Source organism: Caballeronia glathei, assembly GCF_000698595.1.
Classification (GTDB): domain Bacteria; phylum Pseudomonadota; class Gammaproteobacteria; order Burkholderiales; family Burkholderiaceae; genus Caballeronia; species Caballeronia glathei.
The window spans coordinates 1-24262 of record NZ_JFHC01000092.1; the positions used below are offsets into that span (position 1 = coordinate 1).

The 24262-nt window shown below is 59.2% G+C and carries 23 protein-coding genes and 5 pseudogenes; 16 read left to right on the forward strand and 12 right to left on the reverse strand.

Going from position 1 to position 24262, the window contains the following annotated elements; translation table 11 throughout:
- The 5 genes from BG61_RS44750 to BG61_RS33905 all read right to left on the reverse strand — a co-directional run.
- Positions 1-178: sodium/glutamate symporter (locus tag BG61_RS44750; protein WP_277620888.1), on the reverse strand; the 178-nt coding region annotated here is incomplete at its 3' end.
- 11 nt (positions 179-189) lie between these two features.
- Entirely contained in the window at positions 190-390 is a 201-nt protein-coding gene (locus BG61_RS44755) for a sodium/glutamate symporter (protein ID WP_051672981.1), read from the reverse strand.
- The gene (locus BG61_RS44355; protein WP_232256353.1) at positions 381-503 is read right to left on the reverse strand and encodes a sodium/glutamate symporter; all 123 of its coding nucleotides are present in this window, start codon (positions 501-503) and stop codon (positions 381-383) included. The genes BG61_RS44755 and BG61_RS44355 overlap by 10 nt, the downstream gene beginning before the upstream one ends.
- A gap of 191 nt (positions 504-694) precedes the next feature.
- Positions 695-1906, reverse strand: a complete 1212-nt coding sequence (nhaA, locus tag BG61_RS33900; protein ID WP_051672982.1) for a Na+/H+ antiporter NhaA — start codon at positions 1904-1906, stop codon at positions 695-697.
- Positions 1907-2287: 381 nt separating this feature from the next.
- Positions 2288-2917, reverse strand: coding sequence for a DUF3313 domain-containing protein (locus BG61_RS33905; RefSeq protein WP_051672983.1), 630 nt, complete (start codon positions 2915-2917; stop codon positions 2288-2290).
- Between the two features lie 462 nt (positions 2918-3379).
- Between BG61_RS33905 and BG61_RS33910 the strand changes: the two genes are divergently transcribed.
- The 11 genes and pseudogenes from BG61_RS33910 to BG61_RS33955 all read left to right on the forward strand — a co-directional run bounded on the left by BG61_RS33910 (position 3380) and on the right by BG61_RS33955 (position 14749).
- On the forward strand, positions 3380-4693 hold the full coding sequence (locus BG61_RS33910; protein WP_232256352.1) for an NAD(P)/FAD-dependent oxidoreductase: 1314 nt from the start codon (positions 3380-3382) through the stop codon (positions 4691-4693).
- Positions 4694-5896: 1203 nt separating this feature from the next.
- Positions 5897-6721: an AI-2E family transporter gene (locus tag BG61_RS33915; protein ID WP_232256351.1), complete on the forward strand. Its 825-nt coding sequence runs from the start codon at positions 5897-5899 to the stop codon at positions 6719-6721.
- Positions 6722-7072: 351 nt separating this feature from the next.
- Entirely contained in the window at positions 7073-7750 is a 678-nt protein-coding gene (locus BG61_RS39835) for a DUF3313 domain-containing protein (RefSeq protein ID WP_035936493.1), read from the forward strand.
- Positions 7751-8094: 344 nt separating this feature from the next.
- Positions 8095-9108, forward strand: coding sequence for a transporter (locus BG61_RS33925; RefSeq protein WP_232256350.1), 1014 nt, complete (start codon positions 8095-8097; stop codon positions 9106-9108).
- Positions 9109-9194: 86 nt separating this feature from the next.
- Positions 9195-9956: a bestrophin-like domain gene (locus BG61_RS33930; RefSeq protein ID WP_035936490.1), complete on the forward strand. Its 762-nt coding sequence runs from the start codon at positions 9195-9197 to the stop codon at positions 9954-9956.
- Between the two features lie 423 nt (positions 9957-10379).
- Positions 10380-10436: pseudogene (locus BG61_RS44360) on the forward strand (hypothetical protein); the annotation flags it as partial.
- A 2-nt stretch (positions 10437-10438) separates the two neighbouring features.
- Positions 10439-10702, forward strand: coding sequence for an SDR family oxidoreductase (locus tag BG61_RS33935; RefSeq protein WP_232256355.1), 264 nt, complete (start codon positions 10439-10441; stop codon positions 10700-10702).
- 48 nt (positions 10703-10750) lie between these two features.
- Positions 10751-11387, forward strand: a pseudogene (locus BG61_RS41540) (ISKra4-like element ISBte1 family transposase); the annotation flags it as partial.
- A 452-nt stretch (positions 11388-11839) separates the two neighbouring features.
- Complete coding sequence (locus BG61_RS33945; RefSeq protein WP_035936488.1) at positions 11840-12856, forward strand: nitrilase-related carbon-nitrogen hydrolase; 1017 nt, start codon at positions 11840-11842, stop codon at positions 12854-12856.
- Between the two features lie 38 nt (positions 12857-12894).
- Positions 12895-13911, forward strand: a complete 1017-nt coding sequence (locus BG61_RS33950; protein ID WP_081868276.1) for an AraC family transcriptional regulator — start codon at positions 12895-12897, stop codon at positions 13909-13911.
- 52 nt (positions 13912-13963) lie between these two features.
- Positions 13964-14749: an alpha/beta fold hydrolase gene (locus tag BG61_RS33955; protein ID WP_232256354.1), complete on the forward strand. Its 786-nt coding sequence runs from the start codon at positions 13964-13966 to the stop codon at positions 14747-14749.
- A 247-nt stretch (positions 14750-14996) separates the two neighbouring features.
- Here the strand turns inward: BG61_RS33955 and BG61_RS40755 are convergent.
- From BG61_RS40755 to BG61_RS33965, 3 genes and pseudogenes are all read right to left on the reverse strand, one after another.
- Positions 14997-15104, reverse strand: a pseudogene (locus BG61_RS40755) (LysR family transcriptional regulator); the annotation flags it as partial.
- Positions 15105-15447: 343 nt separating this feature from the next.
- Entirely contained in the window at positions 15448-15906 is a 459-nt protein-coding gene (locus BG61_RS33960) for a MarR family winged helix-turn-helix transcriptional regulator (RefSeq protein ID WP_035936484.1), read from the reverse strand.
- Between the two features lie 49 nt (positions 15907-15955).
- Positions 15956-16837 carry an NmrA family NAD(P)-binding protein gene (locus BG61_RS33965; RefSeq protein WP_035936481.1) on the reverse strand — a complete coding sequence of 294 codons (882 nt, stop codon included), beginning with the start codon at positions 16835-16837 and terminating at the stop codon, positions 15956-15958.
- A 619-nt stretch (positions 16838-17456) separates the two neighbouring features.
- Here BG61_RS33965 and BG61_RS33970 point away from each other — a divergent pair.
- From BG61_RS33970 to BG61_RS33985, 5 genes and pseudogenes are all read left to right on the forward strand, one after another.
- Positions 17457-18077, forward strand: coding sequence for a TetR/AcrR family transcriptional regulator (locus BG61_RS33970; RefSeq protein ID WP_035936480.1), 621 nt, complete (start codon positions 17457-17459; stop codon positions 18075-18077).
- Between the two features lie 128 nt (positions 18078-18205).
- Positions 18206-19144 (forward strand): alpha/beta fold hydrolase, encoded by a 939-nt coding sequence (locus tag BG61_RS33975; RefSeq protein ID WP_035936478.1) that lies wholly within the window; start codon positions 18206-18208, stop codon positions 19142-19144.
- An 82-nt stretch (positions 19145-19226) separates the two neighbouring features.
- Positions 19227-19505, forward strand: coding sequence for a hypothetical protein (locus tag BG61_RS45095; RefSeq protein ID WP_193788608.1), 279 nt, complete (start codon positions 19227-19229; stop codon positions 19503-19505).
- Positions 19506-19517: 12 nt separating this feature from the next.
- Positions 19518-19745: pseudogene (locus BG61_RS42395) on the forward strand (isochorismatase family protein); the annotation flags it as partial.
- Positions 19746-20221: 476 nt separating this feature from the next.
- Positions 20222-20671 carry a hypothetical protein gene (locus BG61_RS33985; RefSeq protein ID WP_152565262.1) on the forward strand — a complete coding sequence of 150 codons (450 nt, stop codon included), beginning with the start codon at positions 20222-20224 and terminating at the stop codon, positions 20669-20671.
- Between the two features lie 750 nt (positions 20672-21421).
- Here the strand turns inward: BG61_RS33985 and BG61_RS33990 are convergent.
- The 4 genes and pseudogenes from BG61_RS33990 to BG61_RS43735 form a co-directional block, all read right to left on the reverse strand.
- Entirely contained in the window at positions 21422-22039 is a 618-nt protein-coding gene (locus BG61_RS33990; protein ID WP_035936472.1) for a DUF502 domain-containing protein, read from the reverse strand.
- Between the two features lie 701 nt (positions 22040-22740).
- Positions 22741-23328 carry a hypothetical protein gene (locus tag BG61_RS33995; RefSeq protein ID WP_035936466.1) on the reverse strand — a complete coding sequence of 196 codons (588 nt, stop codon included), beginning with the start codon at positions 23326-23328 and terminating at the stop codon, positions 22741-22743.
- Positions 23329-23410: 82 nt separating this feature from the next.
- Positions 23411-23977 (reverse strand): BPSL1445 family SYLF domain-containing lipoprotein, encoded by a 567-nt coding sequence (locus BG61_RS34000; RefSeq protein ID WP_035936463.1) that lies wholly within the window; start codon positions 23975-23977, stop codon positions 23411-23413.
- Positions 23978-24075: 98 nt separating this feature from the next.
- Positions 24076-24262: pseudogene (locus BG61_RS43735) on the reverse strand (hypothetical protein); the annotation flags it as partial.

Consider the following 24262-nt stretch of genomic DNA (forward strand, 5'->3'; position numbering starts at 1 on the left):
ATGTCCGTTTTTCTGGGTCAACTTCAAGAAACGCTAGACGCGAGCGGCCAAACCGCTCCGTAATAGCTTGCATGTTGGCAATCGCAGTCGGCGTGGCCCCAAGGCCAAAACCACAGTGCCCAGCGGCCAGCACCGCCGCGTCATAGTTGCGCCCGATGACTCCGAAGGTGTCAAACATGGCGTACAACGTTATCGCGATCGCCCGCTCAGGATGGCGGAAAGCGGCAGCGCAAGCGAGGCCAGGTGCCCCAGGCGCAGACTCATCAGCGCGATCGCGAGAAAGTGTCCGAGGCTGACATTGCCGAGTACCGAGACGGCGAGCTCGAAGACCTGATACCAACCTGATACCGCGAGCCCGTTGCGCAGATATTGCCAACGAACTATACACATGCGAAGGCAGGAAGCCCTCCCGCTTTCAACCGCGCCAGATCAGCGTGAAGCCCGATGGTGGCGAAGAAAGTAAGTATCAGCGGCACTTGAATTGTTGTATCGAAAGCGTACATCGATCTGAAAGACTCCGCACAGCACGAAAACCAGCAGCGCTACAAGCAGGACTCCGACAACTGGTTCGGGAATGCTGTAGGTTCGGTTTTCAGGCAAGGATCTGCCGTCAGATCAGAAGTACGAGGGAAGCGGCCATCAGCGTCTCGAGCGTGTCAAGGCTCATGATGTACCTCATTACTTGAGGATCGGGCTACTCAGTCTCGTGCGATGAGGCTGCCCTTGAATGATCCCCAGCGAACCTGAAAAACAGATAGCCCGTAATGCCCGATATGGTTGACCCTGCGATCACGCCAAGCCGCAGCGGCGTATAAAACTCGGGGCCTTCGAAGGCGAGGGAGCCGATGAACAGACTCATCGTGAAGCCGACTCCGCACAGCGCCGCGACGCCAACCATCTGGCGCCAGTTGGCACCCTCAGGAAGTCTCGCCAGACCGAGCGGAACGAGCGCGGCGCATGCCCCGCAGACGCCGATGAGTTTTCCAACGAAAAGACCCGCAGCGATGCCGAGCGGCAACGGCTCTGCCAGCGCCGAAGGCGTAATGCCAGCGAACGACACCCCGGCGTTGGCGAAAGCGAAGATCGGCAAAACGCCGAACGCTACCCAGGGATGGAGACCGTGTTCAAGCCGGTGCAGGGGTGCATGGCCGTGGACCTCCGTCGTCTTCAACGGTACTGCGAAAGCGACCGCTACGCCTGCGAGGGTCGCATGCACGCCTGACTTCAGAACGAAGATCCAGAGGATCACCCCGACAACAATGTAAGGTGCGATCCGCGTGATTTTCCGCCAATTCAAGGCGGTCAGCACCGCGATGGCGATGGCTGCCATGAGTAGCATCGGGAGCGAAAGCTCAGCGGTATAAAACAGCGCAATGATGACGATCGCCCCCAAATCGTCGGCAATCGCCACCGCGGTCAGGAATATTTTCAGCGACACCGGCACCCGCTTGCCGAGCAGAGAAAGAATGCCGAGCGCAAATGCAATATCAGTGGCTGTGGGAATGGCCCAGCCATTCAACACCATGCCATTGCCACGGTTAACAAGAACATAGATGAGTGCGGGGACCACCATTCCGCCCAAGCCAGCCGCGACAGGTAGTACCACTTGCGCGGGAGTGGACAGTTCCCCTTCCATTACCTCGCGCTTGACCTCCAGACCGACCAGGAGGAAGAAGATAGCCATCAACCCGTCGTTGATCCACAACAGGAGGGGCTTCGCAATCTCGAACGATCCAAAGCGCAGTTCGACAGGCATTTTCAGCATATCGTCGTACGCGTACCGAAGCGGCGCGTTGCTGCAGATCAGCGCGAGTATTGCTGCGGCCATGAGCAACAAACCACCCGCCGACTCCAGCTTGAGGAAGTCCGAGATACCGCTGGTCGCTTTTCTGATCGCGTTGTCCATTACAGAACCTCTTCGGCCTTGTGCGCAACGCCTCGCGAAGATCAGCCGGGGCCATGGACTATCTGTTTTCGGCGCTGTCACTGCTTGAATGATGTTAGTGCACGTGCGGCGTCGTTGATACCCATTTTCGATGGTGGGTCGACCGGCCCGTATATTCAAGGGCTGATTAGTCGACACTGTCCGTTCCACTTGGTGATCCTTTCTACCGCTGCTGAAGCCCCATGAAAGGCGCATCCTGGGGCGTCAAACCGGTGCGACGCACACATTTGTCCGTGGCATTTTCCAACGCCCTCTCACCGATCCGACAGTTGCGGACTTTGGGCTACGATCGCGAAGGCGCGAACTCTCGCTGCGCTCCAGCAAGGCAGGACGCGAGCCGTCTCACTTGAGCTTGACGTGGTTCTCCAGTTCCGGAAATGCACCGGCGGCCAGTTCGTCCAGTAGCGGCTTCAGCGTGTCCAGCGTGATGACCTGTTGACTGGCGACCCTGGCGAGGCGCTCGCCTATCCCCACTCGCACCCGTTGCCCTAGCAATTCGCCAGTGACACTGTCTGTTCCCTCAACTTCGACCACGATGAACGCCCGCACCGGCTTACCAGTCGCGGTCCCTAAGGCCATGGTGGCCACAAAGGCCATGGGTACGAGCTGGTAGGGTTTGAGGCCCTGGCCTTGCGCCGCGACGCTGGTGAACGCGGCACGAATCCTCAGCACGCCGGGCCCGGCACGATCGACTACCCTGAATCGCTGGCTGAATGACCGCTTAAGTGTGTCGTTGGAGTAGGCGAGAATTTGTTTCAGCGTCTCGGCGCTCACTTGCTCGCTCGGCCTAGGCTCCGTGTAAAAGACAAGCGGGTCGACCAGTATGGCAGTGTAGTTGGCGGGCGTGAGTTTGGGGCTCACCCAGGCCCAAATGGTATTACCGCGGGCGTCCTTGGTCTCCGCGAGATTTGAGTAATCCCTCAGGCTTTCCTCATCACTTACCTTCTCCGCACCGTTAGACGACTGCCGCATGCGAAGTCTCGCGTTGTTGCCGAAACGTCTAGATAGCGCTGCAGGCGAACCGTACGGCCGCGCAGCGCTGAAGGACAGCCTGATGGAGTCGCATTGTTCGGCCCACGGCGAGAAGGTCGCGCCAGTGCCACAACCCTTACCGATCTTTGTTTGCGCCGGCCAACGAAGATAGAATGGGAATGGAATACTTAAACAAATTCCCACTGATCAGCGTCTTCCAGACCACATTGACGGATGACATAGCGTAGCATCGGATATCGTTGTCGACCTGCAGTTAACGGTGAAATTGCCCCACAAACACGAACGCCTATCCTTTGGAAGAGAGAATAATCGAGCCGCGGCTGGTCGCTCGGCCAGTGCTGGCCTCTCATTCATGCTGATCGCCGTCCATAACGTTACGCTCGATCAAATGATATATGTGTCGATACGGCGAGTGCCCGCGATAGCCAGGTATATAAACCCATGAAACCAGTTCAACGGGTGCCCGGAACGGACGCGATGCCGAATATCGTGGTCGTGGGCGGTGGCTTTGGTGGCATGGAACTAGCACGTGCTTTACATCACCAAATTCCGTCTGGATATCAACTCGTATTAATCAGCGAAAACAGTTACACCACCTTCAACCCCCTGTTGTCTGAAGCAGTAGGAGCCTCTATATTTCCCGAACATGTAGTCGCGCCGATACGCGAAGTGCTGGACGCGCGCGAGTGCAGCCGTTTCATCATGGGCAGGGTGAGGGACGTCGACGCTGAGCGCCGCACCGTGTTATGCCACACACTGGCGGGTCTGATGCTGGTGCCATATGAGCAGTTGGTATTGGCCTTCGGAAACCGGGCGCACAATGATTTTATTCCCGGCATGGCAGAGCACTCGTTTCCGCTCAAGACAGTGGGCGACGCCATGGAAATCCGCAACCAGGTGCTCCGTCGGCTGGCGCAGATTGAACTGGAGACTGACATCGTTGTGCGCCGGGCGCTCGGGCACTTTGTCGTCATTGGCGGCGGGTTTTCAGGGGTGGAGGTCGCGGGCGAATTAGTCGACTGCCTCGCGGGCATTCGTCGCTATTATCCGCGCGTGCAGAAGGACGAAGTACGCGTGACAGTGGTGCACGGCGGTGCCCATCTGCTGCCGGAGCTACTCCCCGCCCTTGGCGTCGCGGCAGAGCATTCGCTTCGTCGCCGCGGCGTCGATGTTCGTTTGCAAACACGCGCCAGCGAAGTCCGCGCTGGCGACGTGTGTCTGGGCGACGGCGAACTGCTGGCTGCCCGCACCGTTGTTTGCACCATCGGCACGCGGCCTAATACGCTGGCCGAGCACCTGGCTGCCAGGCTAAAGTTAAATCTGGAGCGCGGCCGCATCGTCGTAGCTGGCGACATGTCGGTGCCTAGCTTGCCCGGGATGTGGGCGCTGGGAGACTGCGCGTTGGTCCCCAATGCGCTTGATGGGAAGCCTTCACCGCCCACTGCCCAGTTCGCGGTGCGTCAGGCGCGACACCTCGCACTGAATCTGCGCCGCCATATTGCCGGCAAGAAGACTGCGGACTTTAACTATCGGGCCCGTGGCATGATCGCGACCGTAGGCCACATGAAAGGCGTGGCTCAAGTGCGAGGTCTGCCGCTCTCTGGTCTGCCCGCCTGGCTGTTGTGGCGCGCCTATTACCTCTCGCAGATGCCCACGCTGAGGCGAAAACTGCGCATCTCCGTTGAGTGGGCGTGGGAGATGTTTTTTCCGGCTGACATCACCCACTTGCAGTTCAAACGTAGCAAAGACCAATAGGCCGTCCGCGTCAGCGTACTCAAGAGTCTGCGGCATGGGGATCGCCCGAGGAGCGACCTGACGTCAGTGGCCCAGGTTGGTGTGTCGGACTCTGACAGTGTCATTCCGTGCTACCTAGGGCGACGCCTGTGCCTTCAGGTATGTAGGTAATAGTGCACCGGGCAACGTGATTCGCTCCCGGCCGTGTTCCGGCACTCCCTTCGCTCCTCCATATCTGGCGTCGTTTGGCAGCGTCGCGAAGATGGCGCTTGCTACGGCAATCAAAGTTGGACGCTGTGGGCTTTTTGGCCCTATAGCTGCCGACAGAATGAGCCTTAGCCCAAACCAGTCAGATAGGCAGCGCGCGCAAGCCTAATGCTCATAAATGCCGTCTGCGGTCGTCGTTTTGCCAGAGGGAGCGTGTCAATGATCTGTCGTGAACTTGCCGAGGACCGGCTGCGGCAGGTTTGAAATGATGCCTTGTTGTAGTCTAGGATATAGAAGTCAGAAAGCGAATGCTGGCCCGCTAGTCGGCACCGAGGAGGCATACTCCATGGGCTTTGTATTGTCATTGGTGATTTTCCTCGCTTCGACTGGATTTCTTGTCAACGCTGCGGTAGCGCCGACCCCGTCGGCAGCGGTTGTGCCGGTCACCACTCCTGGCTCCAGTGAAGGCAGGACCACGCTCCCGTAGCGAAGCTCCGAGTTCTCCGACGAAGGCACCACTTCCTCAGCCGACTTCAGGATGAAGTCCACTGCGCTACATTTAAGCGGGTTGAAACACCGCGCTATCGCGCTCGGGGGCTGCCTTCCATCGCGTCAACATCGCTCACGCTATGGCGCCTGGCATTTATCGGGTATCTTGGCGCAGGCGACGAGTGCGAGTTCGACCTATGAAACATAATAACGTAGTCGCATAAAACGTCCGTTCGCCAGACTCGACTTGGGGAAGCCGGGCCTGTCTCGGATCGCGAGCGCAATCGACGTTCTCTGATTCAAGCGCGGGAGGAACATTGAACGGCGGGCTATTGAAGGTTACATGCGCTGTCGTCGTTTCTACCGTTATCGGGTGGATTCTCTATATTGGTCGGCCCGTACTGGTTCCGATAGCGTTCGGCGTGATAGCCACCTATGTCGTCCTCGGCATTGCGAACCTGTTCCAGCGGGTTCCATACATCGGCTCTAAGCTTCCGGTAGGCATCCGTTTCGATAGCAATCGCTCTCATGGTGGTTGCGATCTATGTGTCCATTGGCCTGCTCATATCTGACAGGGACCGCCTGCTCGCACTCGCCCCGAAGTATCAGGCAACTCTGCTTGCGTTGGTCGGTAAAATCGCTGCGGTCTTGCAGGCACAAACCGAACCGACCTGGGAGTCCATTCGACGTGACATGCTCGCCAGAGTCAATCTCCAGAGCATCGTCACGGCCGCGTTAGCGTCCCTATCGGGCTTGATCGTGACGATCTACGTTGTGGCGCTCTACACCGCATTTCTCCTCGCCGAATATGCGCGATTTCGCAGAAGACTGGCGCAGATAGCGGACAACCCAGCGGCGATGCACGTCGTGGCCATCGTAAATGAGATAAACGCCAAGATCGGTATGTATCTCGCGCTCAAGGCGCTGCTCGGCGTAATCGTCGGTCTCCTCAGCTGGGTTTGCATGCGCGTCGTCGGGCTCGAACTGGCCGAATTGTGGGCCGTTCTGATTGCGATTCTCAATTTCGTCCCTTACATCGGGTCGGTGGTTGCAGTGGCCTTTCCAACCCTCATCGCCGCCCTTCAATTCGGACAATGGAACGAGGTCTTACTCGTGTTCGCCTCGCTTTCGGTAATCAACTTCGTTGTCGGAAATCTGGTCGATCCTTATCTTATGGGTGAATCGTTGAATCTCAGTCCCTTTGTGATCCTCGTGAGCGTGGCGATCTGGTCCTCGATCTGGGGAGTGGCCGGTGCGTTCTTGGCCGTTCCTATTACGGTTAGTCTCGTGATCGGCTTCTCGTCATTCGAGTCGACGCGTCCCCTTGCCATGCTATTAACGAGCAAGGATTGAGTTTTTGGGCCTTGGCCTGATCAGCTGGCTGGCGTGGCTTTCTGGATGGTGCGATGGCTACCGCCGTCGTACAGTCGAGAAGGGCAACTTCGGGCGTTGAAGTCTCTCATCGTTATCGATCCGTACCCTGTTCATTACCCGCGAGCAACCGTCGCCAGCGCAGACAGAACGACTAGCACGATTGGCTTTCTTGGCTCCGATCGACTATAAAAGTAAGAATTGGCATCACTCCCGCGCCCCATCAGCATCAACTCCGCCATCTAGTCTTACTTCACGCTTCGTGCTTCGTTTTAATAAAGCGCACAGCAGTTCGACTCCGCTTCGGCCAACAGCAAACGAAGGAGATCAGTCGTGAAGAAATCGATAGCAGGCAAGGTTGGCATCGCTGTCATCGCAGCGATGTTGGGAGCATGTGCGTCATCATCACATACAGGTACAAATACGACGCAGAATTCGGGCTTCCTGCGGGACTATTCAAATCTGCCACCCGGTCGAAGCCTTCGGACATGGGTGAGCCCCAAGCTTACGCCAGCCAACTACAACGCGATACTGCTCGATCCACTCGTTTTCTATCCTGAGCCACGGCCTAGCGAGCAAGTGAGCGCGGCGACGCTACAACAAATTCTGGCCTATGCCAACGACGCACTGAGACGGTCACTGAGCCAGCGATTTATGGTGGTCGATCGTCCGGGGCCTGGAGTGCTGCGCATTCGCGCAGCGTTTACGAGCATCGCCACGCAAGAAGAGGGCCTCAAACCTTACCAGTATGTGCCGATGGCTTTTGTCGCCACGATGGCCACAAGGGCCGCGACCGGTACGCCGCAGCAGGCGTTCGTCGTGATCGAAGTGGAGGGAACGGATAGCGTTACGGGTGAGTTGCTAGGTCAGAGGGTGCGGGTCGGTACAGGCGAGCGCCTCGCCAAGGTTGCCGGGCAAGAGGTGGTCACGCTAGACACGGTGAAACCACTACTAGACGAGCTCGCAAGCGCTGCTTTTCCCGAACTGTCGCAATACGTTAAACCGAAGTGAGAACAACTATCACTATAAAAGCAAGGGCTGCCGAAAGCGATTCAGAAAGCTTCCCGGACTGGCGTGGCGTGAACCGACCGCCCCGTGAGGAGCTGAAGCCGAAGCGGCGCCATGAGGGCGTCTGCCCTCAGGAACAACTGGATCGCTAGCGTGCCGGACACACAACCTCCGCACGTTTGCTTTTACGCCGGTTGCCTTTTGCGGGCCAAGCGACCGGTGTGGAACAACGCCGTCACTGATTCATAGAACTTATTGATCGGCAGTGGCCTGTGAATCCCTTCTCTCGCCGGCGTGCGGAAACGCTCTCTGCGGCGGACGGGAGCGATTAACTCGGCAGAGAATGCGTGCCATTTTGGAAAATGCGAAGCGCGACGCTGTCGACGGCATCAACCAGGCCAGATCGCGCGGGCGCAACCGAACGTGCGCCACGTTTCCACCCTGTGATTCAAATCGCGCGGTGGGTACATCACGCAACGGCTTGCGTTGCCCTGCTCTGGTCTGTGCTGATCTCGGCGCAGGAGATGGAGCCGCGCGCCTATTCGGCGGTGCCTGTCGGGACGAACTTCGTGGTGGCAAACTACGCTCGATCGACAGGTGGCGTCTCGCTCGATCCCACGCTACCGATTACCGATGTAAACGCCAAAATCAACACGTTTCTGCTCGGCTACTCCCACAGCTTCGGAATCGCGGGACACGTCGCCAGCATCGCCGCGGCAGTACCGTACAGCAACGCAGACATCACTGGCAATGTCCAAGGTGTGCCGGGGAACGCGTGGCGATCGGGGCTGGGCGACGCAAACTTCAGGGTCGTGGTGAACCTGCTGGGCGGTCCCGCGCTTACGCCGGAAGAATTCGCACGGCGTCCCCCCACCACTACGCTGGGCGCCAGTCTGACCGTTATCGCACCGACAGGCCAGTACGTGCCGTCCCGCGTGATCAACGTGGGATCGAATCGTTGGTCGTTCAAGCCGGAATTGGGCCTCTCTCACCCATTCGGCGACTGGTTCGTGGAAGGCTCGGCCGGCGTATGGCTGTTCACCGACAACGATGATTTTTTCGGAGGCCATCAGCGCAGCCAGGCGCCAATGCCCGTTTTTCAGTGGCATGGCGGTTATACGTGGCGGCCTGGATTGTGGCTCGCGGCGGACATGACGTACTTTGCGGGAGGCCGGACCAGCGTCAACGGTGTAGAGGACCAAGACCTCCAACGCAGCCTACGGTACGGCCTCACGTTGTCGGTTCCGCTCGCTGCGCAATGGTCTGCGAAGCTGGCATGGTCGAGTGGTCTGATAACACGCGTCGGGGGTAATTTCCAGACCGTCTCTCTTTCACTGCAATACCGCTGGTTCAATCATTGAGAGTGCTTATAGGCTGTCTGACGTGTTCTGGGCGGCCGGATACCACTTGCTGCCACCGGCACGCGACGAGATAGAACGGAGGCAACATGCGTCACCTTTTCGTTTTCTTCATTGTCTTTGTGTGCGCATCCGGCAGCGTGGTGCTTGGCTCGTATTTGCGCGACGTGCTACCCGAACACCACGTGAGTGAAGAATCGGCAGGCAGCGTAAGACTCGCAATCGGCCTGATCGCGACCATGGCGGCATTGGTACTTGGGCTGCTGATCTCGTCAGCGAAGGGCTCGTTCGATTCGGTCAGCAGTGTGCTCCTCGACACTGCCGCCCACGTCGTTCGTCTTGACCGCACGCTGGCCAAATACGGACCGGAAACGCAACCAATCCGCGAAGCGCTCAGGCAAAGCTACGCGGCGTCGATCGGGACACTAGCTTCCGATGATCCTTCCCGACTGGCGAGAACGGATAACCCAGAAGCTGTCGGCCGCGTCGAAGACTTTCAGCGGCTCGTAGAGGGGCTTGCGCCACGGGACGATATGCAACGCGAGCTCAAAACGCGTGCACTCCTGCTTGTTGATGAAGTCTTCGCTACGCGCTGGCTGGCGATTCTGAAGGAAAAAGTTCCCCTTCCCATGCCGCTCCTCGTAGCTCTTGTGTTATGGCTAGTCGCTATTTTCGGGACGTTCGGTTTGTTCGCCCCTCGCAACGGCACGACTATCGCGGTGTTGCTCGTGTGTGCCCTGTCGTCATCCGGGGCGATATTTCTGATCCTCGAACTGAACTCGCCGCTTGATGGGGTCGTGCGAGTTTCGCTCACCCCTCTGCGGGAAGCACTCGCCGTTCTCGGAAAGTAGTGGCCAGTCGCAGAGATCGAGCAGCCCCGCCTGTTCCCCGTCTTGACGCTGCGCCAAAATGCCTGGGCGACGGCGCTACGCGGCAGCGAACATCATTGAAGCGGCGATACGGGTTCATATGAACGGCACCTTCGGGGCGATGATTTGAAGCGCAAGATTGGCGTGCAATGTCCCTTACCAAGTGCAGAGCCGACGTCCGTATGTCTGCTTAGCGGCGTGACCCAACGACTGAACTTGGGCCGACTCCGGTCCGACGTTGACCTGCGGATTGCTCCGCCATTAATCGGTCCGCGCCGGGTAGAAGTCGACCCGAATCGGCCGTTCGCTGTCTCGCCGGTCGAACGGCGCTTCTCGGAGTAATCACGATCGCGCTGCCGGGCGGCATCAAAGGCAGCGCGCGGTTCGATGGTGTCGATCCTGGGCATGCCCGCATTCGGCGTCTATGCCGCGACGAAGGCCGCGTTGCGCTCGTTCGCGAGGACGTGGGCGTCCGACCTCAAGGGCCGCGACATCCGTGTCAATGTGGTCTCTCCGGCACGGTGGTCACGCCCGCCTACAAGACGGAGCTCAAGCTCACCGACGAGCAGATCGACGCGTATCGCCAGCAGGTGAGCGAAACGACGCCGCTCGGCCGCGTGGGTGAAGCCGATGAGATCGCCAAAGCGGTATCGTTTCTCGCTTCCGATGACGCGAGCTACATCACGGGCATCGAGATGTTCGTCGACGGCGGCAGAGCACAGATCTGAAGGCATTCAAGGGAAGCGGCGCTTCGCGGCTGAACGACCCGTGTACCGATGCTGGCGTTTCTTGCGCAGGAAGGCGTCGGCGCGGACCAGCCGGTAACTTTCCTGTCCGACGGCGGCGACACCGTTCGCCGTGCCCAACTCGACTTTGGCGATCGTGGCGAGCGGGTACTCAACTGGTTTCACGTCGCCATGCGGGTGCAGAATCTCGAGCAGATGATCAAAGGGTTACCGGACCGCGACGAACGGCCATGTGTCGACCCCGCTGATCGATGGGCTGCGCAATGCAAAGCGGCACCTCCGGCACGGCTGCCCCTATCCGGCACTGCAGCGGCTTGAAAGCCTGGGCTGGGAACGCGCCACGGATGGCAGTCCCGAGGAAACCAGGCTGCTGGGCAAACTGGCGGAGTTCATCGGTTACCTCGAGAACAACCAGCGCTTTATCGTGAACTACGGAGACCGCTACCGTCATGGCGAGCCAATCACCTCGAGCTTCGTCGAGTCGGCTGTCAACCAGGTGGTCAGCAAGCGTTTTGTGAAGCGGCAGCAGATGGCGGGGCGACCGGCTCATGCGCAAGGCCTTCTCCAGGTAAGGACGGCCGTCCTGAATGAGCAGTTGCGATCATGCTTCGAGCGATGGTATCCGACGCTCGCGAGCAACGAGCACGCTCACGATATTGCGGCATAGAGCCCCCGCTTTGGCGCGGTCTCGTTCGTGGGCGCACCGGCGTCATGGTCGATGAAGTTGCGGTTCAGGTCGACGCCGGCGTCGGTCGTGCGGATACCAGGCTCACCAGGCAGTGCCTGACGCAGCCCTAAGCGCGACACACATGGTGGCCGACCGACCACACCGTCCTGCGCCGCGCGAAGTTACGCGTCATCGCTGTGGAAAAGAACCTCGCCAACCGGCTGTCGGTGTCAGAAGCCGGCGAAACCGTATTTTCCAGATTGAGCCTTTTGAGCAATACAATGACTATATGGAGCATTGAAGGAATCAGTTGACGTGCCTAGACTGGCGGTAGACGTAGCGATCCTGCTATTTCGAAACTTCGAACCGTTCGCCATTGCCAACAACGCATGGGGCCTGGCCATGGACGATCCAGCGAAGATCCCAATCACTTTTTTAGGCACCTACTCCCTATGGTTCAACAGAAATCGCAATCCAGGACGGTCCGCGTTGCGGCAGTCCAATACGCCCCGGATTTGGAATCCACCGAAGGAACGCTGCACCGGGTACTCAGCGCGGTCGCTGAAGCCGCCTCCAAGGGCGCCCAGCTCGTCGTCTTCCCCGAAACGTTCATTCCCTACTATCCGTACTTCTCCGCCGTCCTGCCGGCCGCAGCCATGGGCGCGGAACAGAACCGCCTCTATGAGAACGCGGTCCATATCCCGGGCCCGGTGACGGAATCGCTCAGCGAAGCCGCGCGTCGCCATCGGGTCGTGCTGGCTGTGGGCGTCACCGAACGCGACCATGGGTCGCTCTACAACACACAACTCATCTTCGACGTAGATGGTTCGCTCATCCAGAAACATCGCAAGATTTCGCCGGCACCGCACGAGCGCCTGATCTGGGACGAAGGCGATGGCACGAGCATCAAGGTGGTGGACAGCACCGTGGGACGCCTGGGTGCGCTGACATGCTGGGAACACTACAACCCGCTGGCGCGCTTCTCGCTGATCGCCCAGCACGAGGAAATCCACATCTCCACCTATATCGGCTCGATCTTCGGCCCCGTCTTCAGCAAGCAGACCGAAACCCAGCTGATGAACCACGCGCTGGAGAGCGGCTGCTTCGTGGTGAACGCCACTGCGTGGCTGACTGACGAACAGCGCGCCAGGATCGTCGACGATCCTGGGATGCAGCAGGTGCTGACCGGCGGCTGCATGACCGCAATCATCGGTCCCGACGGCCAGCATATCGTTCCGCCGCTGACTGACGGCGAAGGTATCCTGGTCGCCGATCTGGATTTTTCCGAAATCACCAATTCCAAGCGCATCAGGGATTCCGTCGGGCACTATTCGCGCCCCGATCTCTTCAGCCTCGCCGTGCACAGCAAGCCGACACCGCATATCCGCAGCATCGCGACCTCTGAGATCACGCGCCGGGACACTGACGTGATCGTGGATTCGGCCGTCAATCCCGAGCAGGAGGTCTAAACCCCCGACAGCACTGCCGTGCACGATTCTGCTCGGCAGTGCAATATGAACGGATTGACGACAACCGATTGGGTGGACCCATATTGCTTCCTCAAGATACTCTCAGCCAGCTTCTCCTGCTGCATCCGGTACGTACGGAGTTGGATACACGCTGTCGTTTCCATGCTCCGTGGAGGATGGCACACCCGGTTGCGCCTGCACATGTCGCCCCGTATCACCTGGTGGTCGAGGGCGCGGCGATGGTCGACATCGATGGCCACAACGCCCTCGCCTTGCAGACCGGCGACATGCTCGTCTTTCCTCGTGGTCATGCTCATCTGCTCTATACCCCCGACTCCGATGACGGAACGCCGATGTACACGATGTACCGCGAGACGCCGGTAATCAGGCTGACGAACGAGGCTGCCGGTCCAGCGACTGACATCTTGTGCGGACAATTCCACTTCGACGCCGCGGGCTCGCGCACGCTCATCGATGCGCTACCCGATATTGTGCTGGTACGCACTGCCGACAGAACCGAGTTCGTCGGGTTGCAGGCCTTGGTCAAGCTCCTAAGGGACGAAACGAATGAGCCGCGCCCCGGTGCCAGCGCGGTCGTTTCGCATCTCGCCTCGGCGCTTCTATTACTTTTGCTCCGTGCCTGGCTCGAACAGGCACATACTGTGCCTGGGTTGTTCTCTCTATTGGCCGATCCCAAGTTGAATCGTGCACTCCATGCCATGCTGGCCGAACTGGGGAAGGCATGGACACTCGAGCACCTGGCGCATGTATGTGGCATGTCACGTGCCACCTTTGTGCGCAACTTCCGCGTTGTAGTAGGCACCACTCCGGCGGAGCTTCTCCTGTCCATCCGCATGACCCAGGCCGCCCAATGGTTGAACAGGACGCACCGCAGCATCGGGGATATCAGCGAGGGCGTGGGATACCAATCGGAAGCCGCCTTCAACCGGGCCTTCAAGCGTCGTTACGGAATTGGACCAGGACTGTTCCGTCGCGCGGGGGCGGACGATCGCATTCGGCCGACGCCACCTGGGGAAGAGATACAACCCTCATGATTTCACCGCTTCCAGACCAAATCGAATTTTGAAAACGCACAAGCCTATGTACATGCCCTGGGAATCCCACCGAATCCACTACACGGACGAGGGACAAGGAAGCCCCTTGGTTTTACTTCACGGCCTAGGCGGGCGAGCATCGAATTGGACGTATCAGCGGCAACACTTCGCCGTTCGACAACGGGTCATTTGCCTCGAATTGCCGGGTCATGGAGCGTCGGAAGGACGAGAGGTGAAGTTCTCGGCTTACTGGACCGTCTTGGCGGCATTGCTCGATCATTTGGACATCGAGGCGGCGGATCTGTGCGGCCTTTCCAAGGGCGCGCGGGTAGGCCTGGATCTCGCCGCGAGGATGCCGACACGCGTACGCCGATTGGTAGTTGTCAATGCCTTTGCCCACCTTGAACAGCAGGATCGCCTTGAGCGCACCAGGCTTTATGCGATGCTGGGGCAACCAGGCGGATCCCAATTGTGGGCGAATCAACTGATCGCGCTGATGGGAGTACAGGATCACCCAGCCATCGCCAACGGTTTCCGGCGTGCCGCGTTGCAGTTGAATGCAACACATATCCAGTCGATCTTCAACGAGCTCATCGAATACGACCAACGCCCCTTGCTGCCGCAGGTCATGGCGCCGACGATGCTGGTACGCGGCATGCATGATGGCTTCGTGCCCGAATATTGCGTCGAGGAAATGCATAGGTTCATCCCATATTCATCGGTCGTTCACTTGGAGGACGCCGGCCACCTCCCATATCTTGAACAGCCCGGAGCCTTCAACGACCACCTCGCTTCGTTCCTGGGCCAACGTGAGCCACGACTCACGCTGTCCACGTGATTCCAGTCTCTGCAATCGGACGGTGCTTTTACAATGCAACCAAGGTTATAAAATTGGCGCTTTCCCAGTGCATTGATTGATCGATGATGAAGCTACCACCGGATGGGTTTTTGTCGCCGCACATTGCTGCTTGGCGACAGCAGACCCGAGAAGACGTGGCCCATTGGTTCGTCCTCGCTGACGACATCAAAATCGCAGTTCCGTCGCTATTTTGCCAACATTGGCTCCTCAGAGAACGTCTGATCAGTATCTGCTGGCTCAACGATGGCTGAGCCACAAATAGTCGCTCAGCGGCCTTCGATAAGCTGCTCGAGTCGACAATGGTCACAAAATACTTGAGTTGGCGGACGTCCATGACGCGTATCCCCTGTCAGTAGCCATAGGATACGCCTCTAGCAACCTTCGACACGGATGGCTGACACGAACTGAAACGCCATCTGTTGTGTGAAGGTTGTCGTCGGATGCTTACCTTGTGCTGCGCGCTGCCCTAAGGCTCGAGCATCCGAGGTGATGCGTTCGTCGTGATCGTCGGAAGCATTGCACAGCGGCGTGCACGCTTCCCCCGTTGAGTGCTTGGCGTCGTCACAGTGGCAGCTTTCAGAGCGCAGCCGCCGTTCGAATGTCCACGCGAGTGCTCGGGCCAACGTCGGCAACTGGCCGATCACTGCCGAATATGTCGGCGATCGACAGACAAGCTATCATTCGGCGGAAGAGGTCGCCCCATCGTCGACCTTCATCTTGGAAAGGCTCCGGCGCAGCACGGCCACATTTTTTGGGCCGTTCATGATGCTGAACTGACGCTGCGCTTCGAGCCAGAGCGGCGCCGCCCGCTCAAAAAGGTCCGCCCCCTCGGGGGTGAGTTCGACGATACGGATGCGACCGTCCGTGGGAGACGGTCGCATCTTCACGAAACTATCGCGTTCCAGAAAGCCGACCATCTTTCCCATGGCTGTTCGTTCGATGTCGAGCCGCTCGGCGAGAGCATTAATCGAGGCGCTCTGCTGTTCATTCAGGGTCGCCAGGATAAGAAACTGCGTAATGCGAAGGCCGGACGGCTGGAGATATGCGTCGTAAAGACGCGAGATCTGACGGGCGGCCTTCCTCACCGTAAAGCAATTGCATTGATCGACCCCGATGGGTTGGTTTTCCGGCAGCATCTCGCGTCCCCCTCAACCTTGGTTAAATTGCCCGGGCACCTCGAGTTCGTCAGGCAAAAGCGCCCCGATACTTCTCGATGAAAGCCGGGACGGAAAGCGCCGGCGTCCCGGTGATTTTCTCGACGGCATCGTTAGTACCCTGGAATACCCCTTCTCGATAGTGCTGCGCGACTTCCACGAGGTGCTGCACAAGGAACGAAGGGAACTTGTACACCTGCTCCATCTGTTGCTTGAAGGCTTCGATCGAGGTCGGTGCGTATTCGATCGCCACGCCGAGCACCTCGCTCATGGCCGCAGCGATTTCTGTCTGGTTCATCTCCACCGGGCCGTGGAGAGTGTAAGTCTTGCCTCCATGGCCTGCCGGATTCGCCAGAATGTGGGCTATGACCCTGCCCTGGTCGTCCGTGCTGATCGGAGCGTGGCGACCGTTTTCGAACGGAAAATCGATCTTCTTTCTGGCCCAGATTTCCTTTGCAAAATGCGGGTAGACGAGCCAATCCGCAAAGAATGTGGGGCGCAAATGCGTGGTGGGAATACCGGACCAGTCGAAGACCTGCTCGGAAATCCAGTGGTCCTGCGCCGCATGGCTGGTCGACTCGCGCCGCGCCGAAATCTGCGACATGTTGACGAGCGCAGTCACGCCTGCTTCCTTCGCGGCCTGCGCAAAATATGCTGCCGCTCCGATAATCCCCGGTGCGATCGGGTGAAGAAAGTAGGCCGAGCTGACACCCTCCATGGCTGCACGGATGTCGTCGATGTCGGTGAAATCTCCAAAGGCGGTAGCCACGCCGCGCGCCCGCAGCGCCGCTGCGCGCTCGTCGTCCGAGCGCACGTAAGCGCGTACGCGCTTGCCCATCTGAAGCAGTTCGTCGATGGCTGCACCGCCGGTACGGCCGGTTGCGCCGCTTACAAGAATGGTCGATTCGCTCATGGCTTTGATCCTCTGAACAGTTAAGAGTATATGCTCGTTCTCGGTAATATAGAAGCATATGCTCGTAGATGCAAATTTTTTTTGGCTCCGATCGGCACCTGTCGGCCTGCCATGCATGAAGCGTCGCTGAGGAATCGTTCGGTGGCACCGGACCCTCCAGCGAGCGGCGGCCGGCTAAAATCCGGCGCTGTGTTCGTGACCTTCGTGTGGACGGGCGAAAGCGCTGCTGTTGGATGCGATTACCTTGCGCACCGTGTCCGCCGAAAGCGTTATGTCAGCTTTCGAACGGAGCGTCGTTGATCAAGTCGCACACGTCCGAAATGTGCAAACCGTGTACGTGGTGACGCCCGATATCGGCGATGCCTATGCCCACAGTCGTATGGGGCTTTTTTCTGGCGACTTGAATTTCCCTAGCCGACCCGGAACGGCCCTTCGGGCGCGTCATTCATGTAATGACCGCCTTCGGAACCGAAGCGGCCATTGCATACGTAACCGGTAGTCGGGATGCCCGTCCACATGCTCTCCGCGTACGCTTGCCCAAAACAGTGAACCGCAGACAGATCGAAGATCATCGTTTTCAGACTTGATTAGGAAGTGATCTCTTCCTATAATCCCGACCATGAACAGATCAGTCACACCTTCTCCAGGGCCTCGCAGTCCCGGACGCCCACGGGAGTTCGATCTCGATGGCGCGCTGGACAGGGCAATCGGCACGTTCAGTGAGTACGGCTATCACGCCACCTCGCTGGGCAAGCTCACGGCTGCGATGGAGATCGCCGAAGGCAGCCTCTACAAGGCCTTCCGCGACAAGCGCGGCGTCTTCCTGGCCGCGTTCGAGCGCTACGTCATGCTGCGCAGCGAGCGGCTAGCGCAGGAGCTGGCAAACACACGAACCGGACGCGACAAGGTCAGGGCCGTACTTGCCGTCTATGCCGAATACAGCCACGGCAAGACCGGCCGGCGCGGCTGCTTCGTTGTGGGCAGCGCTGTCGATCTCGCAAGCTCCGATCCCGAAATGGCGAAGCGCGTTGCCGCTGTGCTCGCGAGCCAAGAAAAGCGTCTCGTCGAGTTCATTCGAGAGGGACAGGAAGATGGCTCCGTATCCTCACGGGTCGATGCTGCCGTCACCGCCCGCCTGCTCCTCTGCGTGGTGCAGGGAATGCGTGTCCTGGGTAAAACCGGCCGCTCCCGTGAGGAGATGACGAGTCTTGTCGATAGCGCGTTGACGCTGCTCGACTGAGTATTTGCCTAATTTGGAAGCAATCTCTTTCTATATGGAACCAGCGATGCCAACCCACCCCGCTAAACCAGTCCCACCAAGCGATTGGAGGCGACCGCTGATCACCCAGACCCGACCAGGGGTACACCGTGGCGCGTGACGTCGTTCAAACCTCCGCCGCGGACACGTTGCCGCCCTTCGACCCTGCGACGTTCTGGACACAGTTCCACCACGATACCGTCGTTATCAAGGGCGTTCGGCTGCATTTCGTCGAAGGCGGCAGCGGCGCGCCGATCCTGCTGCTGCCCGGCTGGCCGCAGAGCTGGTTCGCATGGCGCTATGTGATGCCGCTGCTCGCCAAGGCCGGCCGGCGCGTGATCGCGCTCGACCCGCGCGGCATGGGCGACTCCGATCGGCCGGCCTCTGGCTACGAGATGCGCACCGTGGCCGCCGAGCTTCATGATTTCGTCGAGGTGCTGAAACTGACGGCGAACGGGCCTGTCGACATCGTCGGTCACGATCTCGGCACCTGGATCGTCTATGCCTATGCGGCCGAATGGCCGGGCGACGTGAAGCGGCTCGCCGTGTTCGACGCGGCGCTGCCCGGTATAACCCCACCGCCTCCGGCCGGCATTCCCTCGGCGGAGGCGAATGTGAAGAGCTGGCACCTGGCCTTCAACCGGCTCGATGACCTGCCGGAGATCCTGCTGCAGGGGCGCGAACGGGAGCTCCTGACCTGGCTGTTCAGGGCCAAATCCGTTCGTCCCTGGACGATCACACCGGCGGATCTCGGTGAATATGTACGCGTCAACGCCGCCCCCGGCGCGACGCGGGCGGCGCTTTCCTACCAACGACACAATCTCGGGCCCGAAGGAATCGCGCACACTCGGGCCCGCGCCGAGCGCAAGCTCGCCATGCCGGTACTCGCTATCGGCGCGGAGAGCGGAGTTGGAGCACTGCTGCTCGACACGATGCGCTTAGTCGCGGCGGATGTGCGGGGTGGTGTGTTTGCTGGCTGTGGGCACTATATGCCCGAAGAAGCGCCCCGCGCCGTCGCCGAGCAAATCATCAGATTCATGGGGAAATGAGCGCGGCCGCAAGCCCGCTGCGAGAGGGAATAGAGAGCCATAGCGCGTTTTCAGGTGGCTATGGCGCAGACGGAGGTCTAGGATGTCCAACCCACAAAATTGGCGTGGCAAGTCGAAGGAAATAGCATGGAGGATGCACGTTGGTCCGGTAGCTCGGGGGCAAGCCTTGCAGTTGCAGAAAACGGTGCGCAGTCTCCTGAAGTGTCGCGTCCGCGTGGTTCCAGTCACGAACGAGATAGCGGCTCAGCCGTTGATTGAAGGACCATTGATTGCAGCGGCCTCGATAGCAACGCTGCCGAACTGGTGGGACTTCTCCGCCGAACTGGCGGAGCGCGACATCAAGGTCACGAAGCGTCAATGAAGCGCTTTTTACGGGACCGAACTCGATCTGCAATTGCGGCGTCGCGGCATCGAAACCATTGTGCTCGGTGGGATTTCGACGAACGTCGGAGTCGAATCGACGGCCCGCGCTGCGCATGAGCATGGATATTCACTGGTACTCGTCGAAGACGCCATGAGTTGCGCCGCGCCCGAAGTTCACCATGCGTCGCTGAACGCCATCTTCCCGCGGCTCCATCTCGTGCCGTCTCTGCCGCCGTGATGGGACCCAACAGCGCCATCGATTCCAGTAACAACCGGTAAGGTTGTATGAAAAGCCGACATCCCAAAACTCGGACTGCAGCTTCAAGAATTGCTGCGGACGCCGGTACAAGGGGCGGTGCCCCGAGTGCGAGACGGCTGACCGGACGCCCGGCGCCATAGATGAATAGCTTGGCGCGCTCGGCGGCTGCGCGCAGCTGTCAACTGTCAACTGTCAACTGTCAAAGGGTCTATCGATTGTCAGTCGTAGTCCATATCAAAAGTCTTGCGTTTCATAACTGGTATGCTCCACGCATCGCTTCCGGCTCAGTGTTGTCGGATTCAAAAAGAATTTCGGTCAAAAATAGGTTTGACACGTTTGTCAATCACGCTGTTATTTAGCGCACCTTGTCGTGCACCGTACTGGTCCGTTCAAAACTATGCTAAATCCGCAACCTGTCACCGCGATCATGCCGCACCCAGTTTTGTTTGAGACCGGTGAATTTACGCCGCCCCTCTAAAATGTTAGCGATAGCTGAGCGGGTCAAACTCCATATCTATGCGGCGCATAGACCGATCCGCCGTCTTCAACGTGACGTGATAGACATCGAGCGATTCGAGCACCCCGATGCGTTCACCGCGCGCTTGCGCTTATTGACTGCTTCCCCACCGCTTTCATCGGCGTCTGCAGATGTCCTGGATGCGGTCATCGGCATATGCGAGGAGAGACTATTTGATGAACCATACCTCCTATTACTCGACTCTATGGCGCTCCTCGGGCCTATCGCAGCTGCCGAAGCATTGGTTCTGCTGAGCGGAGACTCGCACATGACGGAGGAACTGAAATCCATCGTCAACGCCATCGAAGCGGTGTGCGAGCGGTATCCAACCATTTTCTTCATCGAGGCTCGAACCTTGCTCACCAGGCACGGTTCTGTAAAGCGCTGACCTGCCACTCGGGAGATGCTGTGGCAATCGTCTGGCGCATTACGACGACCCGCTACCGCAGGGCAAACAGAATCGGCCGAACCCGGTCCGATGCCGGACCGGCGAGTAACCGCCATTGATCCGTTCCGCATCCGGCAGAAGTCGACCCTCTCCGGACCTTGACCCCGGCCTCACTTCTACGACCGCTTTGAGATGTTTACGACCGTCCACACATCCGAGTCGGCTGGCAACCGAGGCCTTGCGCGGCACTGCGATCAGCGTGGCTTCCCCGCTCGCGTCTGGACGTCATCAGCCTTCGACATTGCTGACCTGTTGGACCAAGGTCTCATTGACCGGCCGGAAGTTCAGGTGTCGTATTGCATCGGCACGGGTCACGCGCGTCCGTATCGTAAGAGAAAGTTTCAATACGTTGATCAGTTCTCGTAGAGTCGCTTGCTGTTGCGGAGCATCCGATGAGTATCAACGAGCCCCATTCACTGCCTTCAGCGAATGAAGCGCGGTGACGGATCCGTTCAGCCTGTTCCTGATTTCCGCTTGGATTTCGAAAGCCGATTCCTCACCTACATACTGTAGGTTCTCTTGATTTCCTCCACAAGAGGCAAGCCGTTCTACCTGTTGTCTGCGGTCGAGCTATTCGATCCGGCCACGGGTGGTCGCGAATGGGCAGCCTGCCGCAGGCGAGGCAATTGCGGGACAAACATCGGTCGTTTGTTGCGCAGTGTGCGGATGACGGAAAATGGGGAATCGTCATCATCCCAAGTGCGTCGGCTTACCTGAAGGGTAGTTGCCCTTTTCCATGGCGGCGACCAAGTCCTTTGCCCCCGAGCCCCAGCGCGAAACGACTTTGATGGCGTCCGTGAATGGCACGTCCAGCGGGTGTACGCGCTGACGGTCGAGAACGAAGACGGCCCCCGCAAACGGTGTTGGGATGGACGGGACAAAAACCGTGTAGCGTCCATCCTCAAGCTCCTCGATGATGAAGGCAGGAATAAGGCCTTCGTCACTCTGGAACAGCGCCGGCTTCCAAGTGCTCTCACGGCTCTCCCCCGCTACCTGATGTGTGAGACTGCGGATGAGCGCATAGCCGGGGATCCTCTCAAAGACCGTTGCTTCGAGCTTGTTCCGGACTCGCTGCCCCAAGCGGGTGCCGACTGAGGCACCGACGGCGATGCAAATCGCGAGACATAGCAAAAGCGACAGGAGCCCCTCGGCTGGAAGCCACTCGGGAAGGAGCCGGGCGAACGGGCTGACGAGGGTCCCGACTGATTTCATTCCCTTGAGCAGCAGCAGAACGGCAAGATAGATGGGAATGATAATGAGCAGACCCCGGACCAGGGCCTTTAACGCGGACGCCATTATCTGTTTCATGGGTTGCCTCTCGTAGGCCTGGAAATCACCATGTGCGCTTGCGGGAGCAGGCCTCCTCTGCCGCGCCAGGGGAGCCGGGCAGCCGGTCGCCGGGACCGACGCGACACCGATTCGGGACGAAGGGGGCACGGGTTTCGCGGCCCCTACGGTCCGACATCAATACGGCGGATTGACGACAACGACCTGCGCGGGCGAGTCAGGTTGCGAGCCCCATTCGCATCGTCTAGTCTGGGATACGACGTCACCTTTTGCAAGGAACGAATAATGCGGGCTGCGTGGAAGCGCAAGCCGTGCGGGGGCAGCGCAGAACATCGCCGTCGAGTTGGCCATCGCCACCGCAGCGCCGTGGTGGGAGAGGCGTTAACGCACGCGCAATCTTTAACCGTGATCGTCTGCACTATTGCACCTTGCCGCGCGGGCGCGGTGAAAATGCATGAAGCACTTCTACATGGTTGCCATCTCGGCCAGTGGACTAGGCGTGGCGAGAATGGCCGTGCGGTGGGGGCTGATCGGAAACGCAACCGACATGTTCTGCGCACGAAGGACCACTGTCCGGCACCGAGTCGACCTTTGAATGGCCCCCGTGAAGGCGCGGACCGATGTCCGAACATGGCCGCATCCGAACGCATCGCCATCGTAGTCGGAACAGACCCACCCCCGCTGCATCCGCCGACTTCGGAACAAGTCGATTCATCGACCTGCTACTTGTTCGTGCTGGGGGTGATGGATATTGCGACCGCCTCCGTGTACACCACCTCAACCTGCTCCCCCTTGCGAATATGCTTCATCTGCTCGGGGTCTTCCACAATCACATCCACCATGTTGCCTTGCGGTCCCTTTAAAGTGACCGTTTTCGCCTTTGCATTCAAGGCGACGACATCTGCCATTATCGTTATTTCTCGACCGATTGTGCCTCCGGGCTTGGCCCCAGGCGCAGACCGCTGTTCTATCAAACGCTGTGAGCTGGATCGCGGGCCGCTCGCTTTCGTGAGACTCAGCGACATCGCTTCCCGGTACTCTGTAGTGACGACGTCGCCGACCTTGAGCTGGTCAAAATTTCGCGCCTCTTCGCCTACTTCCACCTCGACGACCCGGCCTCTTTTATCCTTAAGCGTAACGGTACGGGTAGCTAGATCAATGGCGACGACTGTGGCTGTGACGGTTGCGGTTCCGACCACGGTGGCCGTGCCTGTACCTTTCGTGACCTCCACCGATGTTTCGGGCTGGGCTAATGCCGGGCGCGCCAGCATGGCTACGGCGGCCACCACAAGGAAAATCTTTATCTTCATATTAGCTCCTCGGAAAGGCCATCGGGATGCCTGCACACGTGGTGGAAAGACGCCTCGATAGTCGCGCGCTGCGGCGGCAATATTAGATCTCGAGCTTGCTGACCTTGGTGCCTTCGAAACTGAGATTGGCCATCAGGCCCGAGTTCGTCAGCACAAAACCGACGATCGGTGCATTCGTCGTTGCGGTGTCGAGCGCACCGTTGGCGCCGGTCTTCGCGACCGCTACCGATCCATCCGCGCCGGCGGTCCACCCCTTGCTCGCCCGGAATTTATCGAGCGCCTCCTGGGTCATGAACATCATAATCACCGCCTTGGACTGGGCGCCAATTTGCAAGCCAAGCGACGCAGTACTGGTCTTGTAATAGCCGACCGACTTGCCTCCCTCGCGCAGCGCACCTTCGCCATATTCCCCGCCGACCACCAGGCCCGCGGCGATCACCGACGGAAAGACGAGAATGGCCTTGGCCTTGCTGCCCTGTTCCCGCGAGCCTAGCGTCGAACTGTACAGCTTGTTGATCGAGGCATCGACACTGGTATCGATTTCCTGGCGTTTGCTGGCCGCTTCCGTCGGCGTCTTGGCCGTGTTGCAGGCGGCCAGCGAGCTGGCCAGGGCGATGGCGGTCAGCGAAAAGAAGGTACGACGGTTCATGAGACTCTCCTCGACTGAAGCGCGGCAGATTTGAGCCTGACGCACCGGAGATTGCTACATCTATCGAAACAACGAAGTCATCTGGACTGATGCGCCGTCTAGAGGCAGCCGCCGATATCGCCGCTGGTGTTGCCGCCTGTTGCGGTACCCGAGCGGAAGCCGACCCACGTTTTGCTGTTGCCCGTCCACGATGGCCGCACGAGAGCGGCTGCGCCATTCGGAGGCTGCTGACCCGGAACGTAGACATCCATCGCCTGGTTGTTGGCCACGATCACCTGCGATATG